Origin of the sequence: Phreatobacter sp. (genome assembly GCF_051860605.1) — a bacterium.
Lineage (GTDB): Bacteria > Pseudomonadota > Alphaproteobacteria > Rhizobiales > Phreatobacteraceae > Phreatobacter.
Genome location: NZ_JBHYDR010000007.1, coordinates 161,551 through 176,453 on the forward strand (window position 1 = coordinate 161,551; position 14,903 = coordinate 176,453).

Below are 14,903 nucleotides of genomic sequence, written 5' to 3' on the forward strand. Positions count from 1 at the left end.
CTCAGAGCCTTTCGATGCGCTTCCAGCCGAACAGGCCCTGGGGCCGGACCAGCAGGACGGTGATCATCACGAGATAGGGCAGCAGGCCCGAGGCCGCGCCATTGGTCAGCGGGTCGAGATAGGCCATGGCCAGCGCCTCGCCGACGCCGATCAGGATGCCGGCGAGCGGCGCGCCGCGGATCGATTCCAGCCCCCCGAGCAGCGCGACCGGCAGCGCCTTGAAGCCGATATGGGCGACCTCCAGCGACACGACCCGGCCGGACAGGAGAACGATGGCGGCGGCGGTCGCCACGACCGTCCCGAGGATCCAGGCGGTGGCGATGGCGCCGCGGACCGACACGCCGAGCGACATGGCGGTGCGATGGTCCTCGGCGACGGCGGCAAGCCTCAGGCCCTGCCGCGTCCGCGTGAAGAAGGCATGCAGCAGCATGGCAAGGCAGACCGAGAAGGCTCCGCCGATCAGCAGGGGAATGCTGATCAGAAACGGCCCGGCATGGAAGGCGCCCTCCGGCAGGATCGCGGGGAAGGCGCGGGTCTCGGCGGTCCAGAAGAACTGGGCGAAGCCGCGCAGCATGATGAGCAGCGCCACGCTTGCCATGAAGATGGCAAAGGCCGGCTGGCTGATCAGCGGACGGAACACGAAGCGCTCCAGAACGAGGCCGAACGCGATGCAGGCGGTCAGCGTCAGGATCAGGCTGACGATGAGCGGCACCTCCCAGCCTGCCGCCTTCAGGCCGAGCGTGAAGGTCCAGAGCAGCAGGGCGCCGACCACGAGCACCTCGCCCTGGGCGAGGTTCACGATGCGCGAGGCGCGGTAGATGACGACGAAGGAGATGGCGACGAGGCCATAGACCAGGCCGACCAGGGCCCCCTCGATCAGGATCTGCGCGAGCTTGATCATGCGGGTTCCCCCATCGGGTTGATGACGACCGGGGCGTTCAGGACGCTCGTGGTGCCGTCCTGGTAGCGGACCTCGATCTCGATGCGGATCTCGCGCCGGTCCTCGTAGAGGGCCTCGATGATCGTGCGGTAGCGCTCGTGAATCTGGCCGCGGCGGAGCTTGCGCGAACGGGTCAGCTCTGACTCGTCCGCATCCAGTTCCTTCGGCAGATTGGCGAAGGCGGCGATGCGGGCACCGGGGTCGAGCAGCCGGTTGACCCGTGCGATGGCGGCCGACACCTCGGCGCGGATCTCGGCGAGCTGGCTCAGCTCCGGGAATGTGCCGTAGGCGAGGCCCTTCAGCTCGGCAAACCGGCCGGCAATGTCGGAATCGATGTTGATGAGCGCCACGACGCGATCATGCGTCTCGTCGCCGATGACGATGGCATCGCGGATCAGCGACGCCGCGCGCAGGTGGTTCTCGATGAACTGCGGCGGATAGGACTGGCCGCCCTTCAGCTGCCTGAGGTCCTTGAGACGGTCGAGGAACACCAGTTCGCCTGTCTCGTCGATGCGCACGGCATCGCCCGTCTCGAAGCCATTGCCGGCCGTGCCCAGTTCGACGGTCGCCTGCGGGTCGTCGAGATAGCCGAGGAAGGCCATGGTCTTGAGGCGGAGCTGGCCGCGTTCGTCCACCCAGGCCTCGATGGGTGCGGCAATCGACGGATCGGACGGCATCAGGCTGCCGAGCGAATGGGCGTTGCGGCTGCCCGGCCGGTGGGTCGAGATCAGGCCAAGTTCGGTGGAGCCGTAGAGATTGCCCAGCGGGACGCCGAAGGCCCGGAACCGCTCGAACAGTTCCGCCGAAAGCCCCGCGCCGCCGGACAGCACGGCCCGCGCGCGGGTGAGGCCGAGCACGTCCCGGACCCCCTTGAGCACGGCGATGTCGGCGAGCTTCCACAACAGCCGGCCGAAAAGCCCCTCCCGCTCGCCGCGGACCCGGGCAAGCCCCTGCTCCAGTCCCCATTTGTAGAGCGCCTGCTGCCATCGGCCTGCGGCCATCATCCGCGCCTCCACGCCGGAGGCCTGCATCTCCCACTGGCGCGGGGTGAACATCAGGAATTCCGGGCCGATCTCGCGAAGGTCGTGCTGGACCGTGTCCGGCTTCTCGGCGAAGTGGACCACCATCGGGGCCAGCAGCGGCAGGGCGATGCCGAAGAACTGTTCTGCTGCCCAGGCCGGCGAGATGTAGGAAAGGTAGTTGCCACCCGGCCGGACATCGAGCGCGCCCATCAGGCGGTGCGCATTGTCGAGGATGAAGGCGTGCGACAGCACCGCCGCTTTCGGCCGCGACGTGGTGCCGGAGGTGTAGCAATAGGCGGCCGGATCGGTGGAGCGGCCCGCAGCGATCTGCCGGTCCACCCAGTCGGCGGCCTCGAAGCCCTCGCCTGCCTTGATGAGGTTGCGGAACGAGATGAGCCGGGGATCGTCATAGGACCAGAGCCCCCGCTCCTCCACGAAGACGGCACGGCGGATTCGCGGAACCTTCGGGGCGCAGGCAAGGATCTTGTCGATCTGCTCCTGGTCGTGGCCGAGGGTCATGACCGCGCCTGAATGGTCGAGCGCGAAGAGCAATTCGTCGGCCGGCGCGTCCGGATAGACGCAGACCGCAATGGCGCCGATGGACTGGACCGCAAGCTCGGCAACGAACTGCTCGGCCGTGTTCTCCGAGATCATCGCAACGACCTCGCCGCGCACGAGGCCGAGGGCGGCAAAGCCGCGCGCAACACCGTGCACCTCGTCCAGAACCTGCTTCCAGGTGCGGACCTGCCAGATGCCGGCCTGCTTGAATTTCAGGGCCGCGCTCTCGGGAAAATCGCGCGCATTGTCGGCCAGGAGCTGCGGCAGGGTGCGTCCTTCGGAACGGCGCAGGCCCGGCGGCGGCGGATCGGCATGAAAGATCAGGGGCGCGTTCATGCCGCATCCCCCAGATAGGCGTCGATGACGGCCGGGTGGACGCGGATCTCCTCGGGCGTGCCGCAGGCGATCACCTGGCCGAAATCGATCACGGTGATCCGGTCGGAGATGGACATGACCACCTCCATGTCGTGCTCGACGAGGACGACCGGGATGCCCATGCCCTCGCGGATGTCGAGGATGAAGCGGGCAAGATCCTCCTTCTCCTCGTTGCTCATGCCGGCCATCGGCTCGTCCATTATCAGGATGGCCGGATCGAGCGCCATCGCGCGGCCAAGATCGACCCGCTTGCGCATCCCGTAGGACATGTCGCCGACCGGGGTGTGGCGCTGCTCCTCCAGCTCCAGGAACTCGATGATCTTCTCGGCCCGGGCGGCAAAGACCTCCTCCTCGCGCCGGGTCGGCCCCCACCACATGAGAGCCGCGAAGGCGCTGGTGGTCATGCGCATGTGGAAGCCGGTGAGGATGTTCTCGCGTGCGGTCAGCGAGGGATAGGTCTGCAGGCCCTGGAAGGTGCGGCTGATGCCGATCGCGGCCCGGCGATGCGGGCTCAGCGCTGCAATATCCTGGTTCTTGAACCGGATGCTGCCGGACTGCGGCCGGTAGAAGCCGGAGAAGCAGTTGAGCAGGCTCGACTTGCCGGCGCCATTCGGACCGATGACGGCATGGATCTCGCCTTGCCGCACCTCCAGCGAGACCGACTTCAACGCCTCCACCGCTCCGAATCGCAGGCTGATGGCCTCGGCCTGAAGGACGATGGCTGACGGCGCCGAGCCGGCGCCAGTGGACAGGGCTCGATCGGACGCAGCTGCCTGGGACATGGCTTCGGACATGGCTTCCCCTTTCGGTGGCGCAGGTCCTGCGCCGCCGCTGCTATTCCTCTGGTCGGGTTCAGCGTCGGACGGTCAGCGGAACGTCACGTCGAGCCCGCATTCACGGGCAATCAGGAGCGTCTGGATCTGCGAACTGCCGTCGCCGATCGTGCAGATGCGGTTGTCGCGCAGGTAGCGGGAGGGCGGACAGTCATCCATGAAGCCCCAGCCGCCATGAACCTGGATCGCCATATTGGCGACCTCCGAGCCGGTTTCGGTCGCGTGCAGCTTGGCCATGGACAGCGCCATCATGTCGTCCTTGCCGGCATCGACGCCCCAGGCCGCGCGATAGGTGACGAGGCGGGCGCTGTCGACCTTCAGCGCCATCTTGGCGATCAACTCCTGGATGAGCTGGAGGCGGCCGATCGGGCCTCCGAAGGCCTGTCGCTGTTTGGCATAGGCGATGGCATGGTCGAGGCTCGCCTGGGCGAGGCCAAGCGAGCAGGCAGCCAGGAACAGACGGGCGGCCTGATAGCCCTTGTGCAGGACCCAGCGGCCGCCCTGCGGCTTGCCGACGATGGCGGTCTCGGGCAGCTGGCAATCGTCGAGATAGAGCGGCCGCGTGTCGGACGAGCGCCACCCCATCTTCCGGTACTTCTCGCCCTGGCTGTAGCCTTTCGTGCCATTGGGCACGAGGAACAGCGTGAACTTCTTGTCCTGCACGTCCCTGGGGCTGGAGACGGCGAGGATGATGGCGAAGGACGAGATGTCCGTGCCGGCATTGGTGATGAAGGCCTTCTCGCCTGTCAGTGTCCAGAGCCCGTTGCCGATCGGGGTGGCGCGGGTCTTGAACCCGGCGGTGTCGCTGCCGGCATCCGGCTCCGTGCCGGCAATCGAGCAGATCCGCCTGCCCGAAATGATGTCCGGCAGCCAGGTGCGCTTCTGCTCCTCGGTGCCGAAGCGGGCGACGGTAAGCCCGGTGGCCATCGAGACCATGGCGGAGACGGCGAGCGACTGGTCGGCGCGGGCGATTTCCTCGATGGCGAGCACCGCCTCGAAGACGCCGAGACCCATGCCGCCAAGCTCTTCCGGGAAGGGGATCGACAGGATGCCGAGATCGCCCAGCTTGTGGAACAGGTCGGTGGGGAAGACGGCATCGCGGTCGAGCTGCTCGGCGCGCGGCGCAACTTCCGCCTGCGCAAAGGCGTGGACGCGCTCCTTCAGCGCCGCCTGATCGGGCGTCAGATCGAAATTCAAGGTTTCCTCCATCCCATGGCTGCGGCCCGTATCCGGGCCGGCTTGTTGTCGGGCCTTTGCGGCCTCTGGATCATCGGTGCAGTCGTGCCGTCAGGGCCTCCTCCGGCCGGGCGGCAAGGCCGCGGGTTGCCACCTCGATCAGGGCATCTGCCACCTCGTCGGCGGTCCAAGAGCCCTCAGGCGCATACCACTTGGTGACCCAGTGAACGGCGCCCAGCAGGCTGAAGATGGCGAGTTTCGGATTGACCTGAACGATGCTGCCGTCGGCGATGCCTTCCTCGACGAGGCGGCGCATCCGCGTCTCGAACTCGTCGCGCAGGCGCAAGATCTCCTGCGCCTGGAAGCCGGTAAGCGCGTTCTCCTCGAGGATCAGCACGGGGACGCCCATCGCGCCGATCATCTCGCGCAGGTAGTCGGCCATGCCGATGCGGATCTTCTCGAGCCCGGTCCGGCCCTCCGCCTCGCCGCGATCCATGCTCTCGCGGGCGATCTCCATCGCCTCCTGATGGCAGGCGTGGAGAAGGTCCTGCTTGCTCTGGACGTAGCGATAGAGGGCCGCCTTGGAGACGCCGAGCCGCTCTGCGACATCGTCAAGCGAGGTGCCGTGGCTGCCACGACGGGAGAAGACCCGCGCGGCCTCGCGAATGATCGCCTTGCGCTTCGTCTCGACCTGCTCTTCCCGATTGGGAAGGGCATTGCCCCACCGCGACATGTGCGAACTCCCCTGCGGATCGGCTGGCTGAAGCCCGGTGTCTTGAATGGCACCTTACCGTCCCGTCATGCATGTGACGTTATCATCACTGAAGTTACCGTCAAGTCACTTTAGTGACGCGAGTCATTCACGCGGAGTTCTGGCTGCGCTCCCGGTAAGGGCTGGAGCGGTCTGCCGGGCGGGGATGAAGGGGTTCGATCCGGCTTGCGCGACCCTCTGGACATCAGGGTCTGGACTATCCGGGCACCGGATTGCCGCGGCGGCCGTTGCCTTCCGCCAGCGGCGGATGGGCGGTGGTCGGGCGCGCCGAAGGTCCCGGCTCGGCCGAGCGCGGGACCCTGGTCAGGCTTGTTCTGGCGAGGAGCGCGGAAAACGCCGCGCTCCTCAAACCGCCTTGGCGATCGCCGGTCGGCGCGGGTGATCACCGCGCCTTCAGGGCGCGGGACGGGGTGCGCCCAGCTCCGGGTGGTCGCGCAGCATGGGGGCGCCGCCCATGGGTTTCGGCTGTCCCTGGTGACAGGTGGTGCAGAACACCTTCGCGATGTCCCCCTCGGGCCCCAGGCGCTCGGCAGGCAGCAGGGCCGCCAGCGGCTGGACATGGCGCGTGTTGATGTCACGCACCATGCGGATGCCGTGGAAGGCGGCGGCCCGCTGCGGCGGGCTGTCGGCCCACTCCCCGAAGTTGCGCGAGTTGTGGCAGAAGGTGCAGTTGACGCCGAGCCCTTCCGACATGTGGATCATCAGGCCGTAGGTCATCTCCGCGTCCTGGATGGTACGCGGATTGCCGGCCGGCAGCGGGCTTGCCGTGTTCACGCGGATCTGGTCGGCATAGGACAGGAGCCGGGTGAACGGATCGTTCGGCAGGGACGTCGACCCGACCGACCGCGCCGCGAAGTTCTGGCCCTGCCGGCTGGCGGTGAAGCCCCCTGCCCCCATCGGGCCCGGATCGGTCCGGAAGGTGGCCTGCGGCTGTGCGTTGCCGCGGTGGCAGGTGTAGCAGGTCACGCCGGTCTCGCCGACATGGGCCTTCCAGTCGGTGTTCAGCGAGCGCGTCATGATCAGCATCTGGCGCGCGACGCGGTACTGGTACTTCGACTCGTCGGCCATGTTCTCGAGGTTGTGGCAATAGCCGCAGCTGGCCTCCGCCGGCGCCACCCACTCCGTCATCTGTGCCATCAGGCGCAGGAACTCGCCCTCGCTCAGGTCTCCCAGCACCCGGACATTCTGGTAGATCGTCGAGGCGCGCGGCCCGGACGGATCGGCAGCCGGCTGGGTTTCCGGGGGCCGGTTGGCGGCTTCCCGCATCTCCAGCGTCCGCGGATTGGCGACCGAGCCCATCGACTGGCCACGGTAGCCATTCTGGTCGGCGGCGGGCGGCGGCATTTCACAGCCGCCGAGCGCGAGGATGGAACCCAGGACGAGAGCCGTGAAGACGGTGTTTGCGGGTTTCATCGCGTGGCTCCCGGCAAGGTCGAGGGATCGACGGCAGGCGTGTAGGGCACCGGATAGACCGGGGCGAAGTCGTGCTTGACCGCCCACAGGTACCAGTTGTCCACGACCGTGCCGGTGAGCAGGATACCGATACCGCCGGTCAGCGGGGTCAGCACGGCAAACCACCAGGCCCAGCGATGGATCGATTCCATGGTGGCGTTGAAGCCCATGGTCCAGCGCCAGAACAGGGCGGCGCGCTCGGAGGCCGTGCCGCGATCGACGATCTGCTCGATCTCGCGCTCCCCGCCGTAGCGGGAGACCGCCAGGATGGTCGCCCCGTGCATGGCGAACAGGAGCGCCGAACCGTAGAGGAAGGCGATCGAGAGCGCGTGGAACGGATTGTAGAAGAGGTTGCCGTAGCGGATCGAGAAGGCTGCGGTCCAGTCGAGATGCGGGAAGATGCCGAAGGGCACGCCTTCGCTCCACGATCCCATCATCAGCGGCCGGATGAAGCCGAGCACCAGGAACAGCCAGATGGCCGAGGCAAAGGCCCATGCGACATGCGTGCCGAGCCCGAGAGCCCGTGCGCGCCGGTAGGTCCTGACCCACCAGAGCAGAAGCGACAGGGTGAGGAAGAAGCCTGCCATCAGCCACCAGCCCCCTTCCGCCAGCGGCGGGTAGGACAGGCCGTATTTCGGCGCCGGCGGCTCGAGCGCCAGCCAGAACAGCTGGCGGACGAACTGGACCGGATCCCAGTTCACCGAGGCCCACATGTTGAGCCCGATGATCTCGAAGGCGATGATGCCGCACAGGAGCGAGGCACTGCCGAACCAGCCCAGATAGATGGGGCCGATCTGCGCGTCGCCGATCTTCCCCAGCCAGTAATTGTGCCGGATGGTCGAGCCGCGACGGTAGATGCCTGTGTCGATCGGCGGGCCGGTATCGTCCGGGCCACGAACCTGCACGCGGGTGAAGATGCTTTGATAGCCTACAGCGAAAGCCACGACACCCTCCTCAGCGCCAGATCGGAAGTTCGAGCCACCAGTTCCACCACTCGGGCCAGCCGAGGGTCCAGAAGGGGCCGGAGATGACGATGCAGACGGCACTCCAGAACACGGCCGAGAGCGCCAGGAACAGGCCGAGCCGGTGGATGCCGATGGTTCCGATCGAGTAGCCGATCGTGTCGCGGAAGAAGGCGTTCTCATGCTCGGGCGTCTTGACCGGTTCGCCCTTGGGCGGATTGGTCGCCGACAGCACGAGCGCCCCGTGCAGCGACAGAGCCAGCGTCGTCGTGAAGAAGAACGACACCGCGATCATGTGCGCCGGATTGTAGTGAAAGTGCAGATACTGGTAGCCGACGTTCGACACCCAGTCGAGGTGACTGAAGATCCCGTAGGGAAATCCGTGTCCCCAGGCGCCCATCAGGAACGGGCGGATCACCACGAGGGTCACATAGGCGAAGATGGCCATTCCGAAGGCCGCCGGGACATGCAGGCCCATACCGAGCTTGCGAGCGATCTCCACCTCGCGCAGCGCCCAGGAGACGAAGGCTCCGATCGCGCAGATGGTGATGATCTGCCACAGGCCGCCCTCTGCGAGCGGCGCCAGGCCCAGTCCGTATTTGATGTCCGGCGGGGCAATGCTGATCTTCCAGATGTTCCAGGTGTCGCCGAGTGCGGCACCCCACATGATGAGCCCGACGCCCACCAGCGAGAAGAACGCCGTCGTCACACCGAAGAAGCCGACATAGAACGGGCCGACCCAGAAATCGAAGAGGTCGCCGCCAACGAGGGTTCCGCCGCGGACGCGGTATTTCCGTTCAAAGCTCAGCATGGCCATGGTCGGCCTCCCAGGGGCAGTGCAAGCGACAGCCGTTGCACGAGATGGCCGGGGCCGCTGCCAAACCGAACGTTGAGACGAACGGTCTTCTGCGGCCCCGTACCTTTCGCGTCAGGTACCCGTGATCGTGAACGGCAGGCCGGCGACCGTGGTCGTCGGAAGCGTGATCACGTCTGCACGGGGTGCCGGGCGGGCACGCGGTCCTTCGAGCCAGTTGAAGCGATCGGTGCTGAGCAGGATGAAGTGAATCAGCAGAGCGAGAGCGAACAGGAACGTGAACAGCGCGACGAGGACCCGCCTTGGATCGAAGATGAGCCAGACTTTCCACATGAGTGCTTCCTCCGGTCAGCCGATAAGTGTCTGAGCAGCGACCGTCGCACCGTCGATCATCGACTGTGCGTAGCCGCGGGGGCCAGGGAGCCAGGGCCGCCACATCCACGCCAGAACGTGGGCGATGATCGCGACGACCGTGAATCCCGTGAACCCCTGGATGAAGTACCTGTGGAACTCCTGAGCTTCCTCCTCTGTGAGCCCCGAGAGGGTCTCTTTGTCAGCCATGATGGACTACTCCTCGTTTCGGCCTTGTGGGCCGTCGCCGTGCTTCCCCCGCACGGCAAGGTCGACGCCGACGCCTGGGCGCCGACGGCTGCTCGCCCGGCAGGGCCGGGCGACCCGGACCGTCAGCCCATGAAGGCGAACGGAATCGCAGAGGCCGCGGCCGCACGGGCTTCGGCGAAGACGGAGCCGCTGCCCTGGCCGGCGGCGTGATCGCCGCGGTCCCGGACAAGGCGGGACAGGCAGGTGAGGCAGAGGAAGAACGGGTAGGTCATCAGCATCAGCAGGCGGAACTCGATCCGGTCCATGCGACGCGAGCGCGACTGCGCCTGGCTGCGAGGGGAATGTGACATGGTCGTTCTCCCTGCGGGCGACACGGATGCCACCCTTGTTGTGCCTGCACTGCCTGCTTTGGCCGCCATCGGCGGCCCTGGCCGAACGATCCGGTCAGGAATCGGGGCGCCGAAGATTGCCGTGCGCACGCGTCACCGATTCCGGAGCGACGACGCCGGCGCCGGCCTTGCGCGCGTCGCGCTCCGCAACGTCGCGAAGCTGCTTGGCGGCGGAGATCCGCACGAGCACCGGGTGGGTTTCGACCAGGGCGTCGAGAAGCGCACGCGCCTCCTCGCTCCAGGGCAGCTGGTCCTCGAGCCGGGATGGGGTTGCCTCGATGCGGTCGAGGTCGGTTCCCAGGGGCAGGATATGGAAGAGCGCATCGAACAGCGCGTTGCAGACCTCCTGGAGGAGGTAGGTCGCGCCGGCATAGCCCATGAAGGGCGTACCGGTATGGCGCCGGATGATGGCACCGGGGAACGAGGCGGGAATGAACACCGCGCGCGCGCCGATCTCGGCCAGATACATCCGCTCGTTGTAGCTGCCGAACAGGATCAGCGGTGTCTTGTCGCGGATCGCCTGGCGGACCGCCTGGTTGTCCGGCTTGACGCCGGCCTTGCGCGAGAACGCGAAGGTGCAGGGCAGACCGAGTTCCTCGCTGAGGAAATGCCTGAGCCCGCGCGCATAGGTGTCGGTGGCCACCACGGCAAAGCTCGCCGTGCCGAAGAAGTCCTGCGTGACCGAGCGCCACAGATCCCACAGCGGCTTGATGGTGGTGTGCTTCTCGCGCTCGATGAAAGCGGTCGGATCGACACCGGTCAGTTCACCGAGCTTCGTCAGGAACCGGGTGGTCGAATGCAGGCCGATCGGCGCCTGCAGGTAGGGCCGCTCAAGCTGCTCGCAAAGCAGGCGTCCAAACTCCCGGTAGAGGCAGATATTGACGTCCGCATCGGCCAGCCGTGCGATATCGGCAAGATGGCTGCCGAGCGGGAACACCATGTTGATGTCGCAGCCGATGCCCTCGACCAGACGCCGGATCTCGGCGAGGTCGGACGGCATGTTGAACGTGCCATAGGCCGGCCCGATAATGTTGACGCGCGGCTTCGTACCCGGCTCGCGGCGCCGTTCCGGCACCCTGCGCGGGCCATACTCGGTCCACAGCCAGTTGAGCGCACGGTCGGCGCACTGCCACTGGTCCTCGTCGATGGTGCGCGGCAGGAAGCGGCGGATGTTGGTGCCTTCAGGCGTCACACCGCCACCGATCATCTCGGCGATCGAGCCGGTGACCACCACGGCCGGCAGGTCCGGATCGAGGGTCCTGTGCGCCCGCCGCATGGCGCCCTCGGTGCCTGTCTGGCCGAGTTCCTCCTCGCCAAGCCCGGTGACCACGATGGGCAACTCGTGGGGCGGCAGCGCGTCGGTATAGTGCAGAACCGAGGTGACCGGCAGGTTCTCGCAGCCGACCGGCCCGTCGATCACGACCTGCATGCCCTTCACGGCGGTGAAGACATAGACGGCACCCCAGTAGCCACCGGCGCGGTCGTGATCGAGGACAAGCATCAGATCATCTCCTCGCTCTTGCGCTTGCGGGCGAGGGCATCGACCTGGCGGCGATACTTGGCGCGGAATTCGGGCCGTGGACGCGGCGTCTCTTCCCAGATCCCGGACGTGTCGCCGGTGCCGACGCCCTCGAAGAAGGATACCATCCGGTCGAAGCGCGCCCTGTTGCCCAGCGCTGCGTTGACAACGGTTGCGAGCGAGCCGGCACCGGCCAGTCCGAATAGCGGACGGGCCGAGATCAGATTGGTGAAATAGAGAGCCGGAATGCCCTTTTCCTTGGCCTTCTGGACCACCGGTGTCGTGCCGATGGCAAGCTCCGGCTCGAACGCTTCCAGCGCGGCAAGGTCGTCCTCGAGCGAGGCGCGATACCGCACCTCGATGCCGCGGGCGGCAAGCCAGGCGCGGTCGGGCTCCGACCAGGGCGTGCGCGGACAGGCCGTGCCGACATAGCGCAGGTCCGCTCCGCTTTCGACAAGCAGACGGGCCACCAGCAGTTCCGATCCCTCGTAGCCGGACAGCGTGATTCGGCCACGGATCGGTGCGCGTTCGATGGCGGCCGTCATCAGGGGCAGGAAGCGGTTCTGGGCCTCGGCGATCTGGGCCGATGGGACGCCCGTGGCCTCTCCGACCGCCTTCAGCCAGTCGGCGACGCCGTCCCGGCCCACGGGGCCCGACGGAATGACCGGCCGGCCGGCTGCCTCGAACTCCCGGATGGTAGCGGTATAGAACGGATGGAGCGCGGCAACGGCCACGCAGTCGAGGGCGGAATAGAGCTCGCGCCATTCGCGTGTCGGCACCACGGGCCCGGCTGCAAGGCCGAGGGGCTCGAGCAGGGCACCGATGCCGATCGGATCAGCCGGAAACATCTCGCCGAGCAGGGCGATCGAGGGACGCTGCGAACGGGGCGTGCGGGGCGCCTGGACAGGCCCCTTCTCCGCCTCGCCGCGGGCATAGCGCAGCATGGCTCCGGCCAGCACGTCCTTGGCCTCGGCATGGGTCGGAACCCCGAAGCCGGGCACGTCGATGCCGATGATGCGCACCCCGTTGATCGACTTGGGCAACAGCTTCAGCGGCACGCCGGAGGCCGTCGGGACGCACAGGTTGATGATCACGACGGCATCGTGCTGCTCGGGATCGGCGAGGTCGTGGACCGCCTCGCGGATGTCCTCGAACAGCTTGCCTGTGACCAGGCTCTCCGAGTTGAACGGAACGTAGCCGACCGTCCGCCGCGCCCCGTAGAAGTGCGAGGTGAAGGTCAGCCCGTAGACGCAGCAGGCCGAGCCGGACAGTACGGTTGCGGTCCGTCGCATCCGCAGTCCGACGCGCAAAGAGCCGAAGGCCGGGCACATGCTCTGGGGCTGGTCATGGGGTCCGCGCGGATAGTCCGCGGCATAGCGGTCCAGGGTTTCGCTCTGGCCAGCCGCGCGGGCGGCACGGTCCATCTCATCCCGGCCGGCATGACAGGAGGTTCCGGTGGTGGACGCAGCCGCCTTCGGCGCCTGCTCCTGTCCGGCCACTGCCAGCTTGTTGATGAGCGTGACCATGGCCTCAGACCGCCTCGTAGATGACTTCGAGGGAGGGGCGCTCGACGAGAGTCCCGCCGCGCAGATCGGCCTGGCTCGCCGGCTGCAGGACGACGCCCCGGCCCACCGCATCGCCCGAGAACAGGCCGAGGAGCTCGTCCTGGTTGAGGGGCTTCGGACGCATGGGCGGAGCCGCCGCGACGTTCAGTCCAAGTTCGGTGAACAGCGACGCCCACGGGCTGTCGGGATGACCGACGATCTCGTAGTTGGCGCTCTTGCGCCTCAGATCGTCGTGCTGGGGGATGGCGGCGAGGACGGGAATGCCGGCGGCGGCCGAGAAGGCTGCGGCCTCGCCAGTGCCGTCGTCCTTGTTGATGACCATGCCGGCGATGCCGACATTGCCGCCGAGCTTGCGGAAATATTCCACCGCAGAGCAGACATTGTTCGCCACATAGAGCGACTGCAGGTCGTTGGAGGCGACGACGATGACCTTCTGGCACATGTCGCGGGCGATCGGCAGTCCGAACCCGCCGCAGACCACGTCGCCGAGGAAATCCAGCAGGACATAGTCGAAATCCCACTCGTGAAAGCCCAGCTTTTCCAGCAGCTCGAAGCCGTGGATGATGCCGCGGCCGCCGCAGCCGCGACCGACCTCGGGACCGCCGAGTTCCATGGCGAAGACGCCGTCGCGCTTGAAGCAGACATCCTCGATCCGGACCTCTTCGCCGGCGAGTTTCTTGCGGGCCGAGGTCTCGATGATGGTCGGGCAGGCACGCCCGCCGAACAGCAGCGATGTCGTGTCGCTTTTCGGGTCGCAGCCGATGAGCAGCACACGCTGGCCCTGCTGGGCCATCATGTAGGAGAGGTTGGCAAGGGTGAAGCTCTTGCCAATGCCGCCCTTGCCGTAGATGGCGATGATCTGCGTGTTGCGGGTTCCCGGCGCGGTCGCGGTATCTTCCGCATCGCGGATGATGGCGTCGAGGCCGGGGCCGGTGGGCCCGCGGGTGGCGAGGGCCGAAATGGCGGCGTTCATGGCAGAGACCTCCAACTGATCAAGGCCTTGAGGCATGCAGGATCCTCAAAGGCTGTCCGATAGGCCTCGCCGGCGTCCTGCGGTGCGAAGCGGCGGGTAATGAGGTCGTCAAGCGACAGAGTCCCGGCGGCCACCAGGGCCGATGCGCGGGTCAGGTCCTCGTCGCGGAATTCCGAAGCGATGCGGATCGCGGCTTCGCGCATGAAGGCAGGCGGGAAGGCGAAGGTCAGCGGGCGCTCGTAGAAGCCCGCGAGAACAACCTCTCCGCCGCGCGCGAGCCGCGCGATCAGCGTGTCGAGGAGCTCTGAATCGCCGCTGGCATCGGTGATCCGCGCGTAGTCGCAGCGGGTGTCGGTGGCCGGATCGATGACCGTGTAGCCGGTGGAACCGGTCCGCCGCTCGCTGCGTGTTTCCCAGACGACGGGCGGGGCACCGCCCTCGGCCATGGCAACACGCGCGATCAGCCGGCCGAGAACCCCGTGTCCGATGACGAGGTCGGGGCGACCGCCGATGGAAAGCGCCCGGCAGGCCGTGGCGGCAAGTGCCAGCAGGACGGCCTTTTCGCCCAGGGCCGCATCGACCGGATAGGCCCGCGCAGCCGGGACGACGAGGCGTCGTGCCGCGCCGCCGAACAGGCCCCGCACATCGCGGAAGCCGCGCGATCCGGGAACGAAGACCCGTTCGCCGATGCGGTGGCTTGCCTGCCTCCCAGCATCAATGATCTGGCCGACCGTCTCGTAGCCGGGAACCAGCGGATAGCCGAGGCCGGGGAAGGCGGGCATGCGGCCCGACCACAAGAGACGCTCGGTGCCGCTGCTGATGCCGGACCACATCACATCGACGATGACGTCGGTTTCCGTCAGCGGCACGAGTTCGACGCGGTCGAGGTGCAGGTGGTGCGGCTCTCGCAGGATGACTGCCAGCGTCTTCACGTTCGACCTCCAGGGTCGTGGCCGCAACCAGGTTCGGCATATGTCATCCTAGGATGACGG

Annotated in this window: 15 protein-coding genes; all 15 read right to left on the reverse strand. The window is 67.2% G+C overall.

What is annotated here, in order from left to right; genetic code table 11:
• Window position 1: 1 nt before the first annotated feature.
• The 15 genes from ACTIFS_RS14165 to bchC all read right to left on the reverse strand — a co-directional run bounded on the left by ACTIFS_RS14165 (window position 2) and on the right by bchC (window position 14,843).
• Window positions 2–901, reverse strand: a complete 900-nt coding sequence (locus tag ACTIFS_RS14165) for a branched-chain amino acid ABC transporter permease (protein WP_439574757.1) — start codon at window positions 899–901, stop codon at window positions 2–4.
• Window positions 898–2,856 (reverse strand): AMP-dependent synthetase/ligase, encoded by a 1,959-nt coding sequence (locus ACTIFS_RS14170; protein ID WP_439574758.1) that lies wholly within the window; start codon window positions 2,854–2,856, stop codon window positions 898–900. The genes ACTIFS_RS14165 and ACTIFS_RS14170 overlap by 4 nt, the downstream gene beginning before the upstream one ends.
• Window positions 2,853–3,689: an ABC transporter ATP-binding protein gene (locus tag ACTIFS_RS14175; RefSeq protein WP_439574759.1), complete on the reverse strand. Its 837-nt coding sequence runs from the start codon at window positions 3,687–3,689 to the stop codon at window positions 2,853–2,855. Before ACTIFS_RS14175 ends, ACTIFS_RS14170 begins: the two co-directional genes overlap by 4 nt.
• A gap of 72 nt (window positions 3,690–3,761) precedes the next feature.
• Window positions 3,762–4,925 (reverse strand): acyl-CoA dehydrogenase family protein, encoded by a 1,164-nt coding sequence (locus tag ACTIFS_RS14180; RefSeq protein WP_439574760.1) that lies wholly within the window; start codon window positions 4,923–4,925, stop codon window positions 3,762–3,764.
• Window positions 4,926–4,995: 70 nt separating this feature from the next.
• Window positions 4,996–5,637, reverse strand: coding sequence for a TetR/AcrR family transcriptional regulator (locus ACTIFS_RS14185; RefSeq protein WP_439574761.1), 642 nt, complete (start codon window positions 5,635–5,637; stop codon window positions 4,996–4,998).
• Between the two features lie 432 nt (window positions 5,638–6,069).
• On the reverse strand, window positions 6,070–7,089 hold the full coding sequence (gene pufC / locus ACTIFS_RS14190; RefSeq protein ID WP_439574762.1) for a photosynthetic reaction center cytochrome PufC: 1,020 nt from the start codon (window positions 7,087–7,089) through the stop codon (window positions 6,070–6,072).
• On the reverse strand, window positions 7,086–8,072 hold the full coding sequence (gene pufM / locus ACTIFS_RS14195) for a photosynthetic reaction center subunit M (RefSeq protein ID WP_439574763.1): 987 nt from the start codon (window positions 8,070–8,072) through the stop codon (window positions 7,086–7,088). Before pufM ends, pufC begins: the two co-directional genes overlap by 4 nt.
• A 10-nt stretch (window positions 8,073–8,082) precedes the next feature.
• Window positions 8,083–8,907 (reverse strand): photosynthetic reaction center subunit L, encoded by an 825-nt coding sequence (gene pufL, locus ACTIFS_RS14200; RefSeq protein WP_439574764.1) that lies wholly within the window; start codon window positions 8,905–8,907, stop codon window positions 8,083–8,085.
• Window positions 8,908–9,018: 111 nt separating this feature from the next.
• Complete coding sequence (pufA, locus tag ACTIFS_RS14205; RefSeq protein ID WP_439574765.1) at window positions 9,019–9,237, reverse strand: light-harvesting antenna LH1, alpha subunit; 219 nt, start codon at window positions 9,235–9,237, stop codon at window positions 9,019–9,021.
• Between the two features lie 15 nt (window positions 9,238–9,252).
• Complete coding sequence (gene pufB / locus ACTIFS_RS14210; protein WP_439574766.1) at window positions 9,253–9,465, reverse strand: light-harvesting antenna LH1, beta subunit; 213 nt, start codon at window positions 9,463–9,465, stop codon at window positions 9,253–9,255.
• Window positions 9,466–9,587: 122 nt separating this feature from the next.
• Window positions 9,588–9,815 carry a hypothetical protein gene (locus ACTIFS_RS14215; RefSeq protein WP_439574767.1) on the reverse strand — a complete coding sequence of 76 codons (228 nt, stop codon included), beginning with the start codon at window positions 9,813–9,815 and terminating at the stop codon, window positions 9,588–9,590.
• A 94-nt stretch (window positions 9,816–9,909) separates the two neighbouring features.
• The gene (gene bchZ, locus ACTIFS_RS14220) at window positions 9,910–11,355 is read right to left on the reverse strand and encodes a chlorophyllide a reductase subunit Z (RefSeq protein WP_439574768.1); all 1,446 of its coding nucleotides are present in this window, start codon (window positions 11,353–11,355) and stop codon (window positions 9,910–9,912) included.
• Entirely contained in the window at window positions 11,355–12,899 is a 1,545-nt protein-coding gene (gene bchY / locus ACTIFS_RS14225; protein ID WP_439574769.1) for a chlorophyllide a reductase subunit Y, read from the reverse strand. The genes bchZ and bchY overlap by 1 nt, the downstream gene beginning before the upstream one ends.
• Before the next feature lie 4 nt (window positions 12,900–12,903).
• A complete protein-coding gene (locus tag ACTIFS_RS14230) occupies window positions 12,904–13,911 on the reverse strand; it encodes a chlorophyllide a reductase iron protein subunit X (RefSeq protein ID WP_439574770.1) in 1,008 nt (335 codons plus the stop codon).
• Entirely contained in the window at window positions 13,908–14,843 is a 936-nt protein-coding gene (bchC, locus tag ACTIFS_RS14235) for a chlorophyll synthesis pathway protein BchC (RefSeq protein ID WP_439574771.1), read from the reverse strand. The genes ACTIFS_RS14230 and bchC overlap by 4 nt, the downstream gene beginning before the upstream one ends.
• Between the last annotated feature and the right edge of the window lie 60 nt (window positions 14,844–14,903).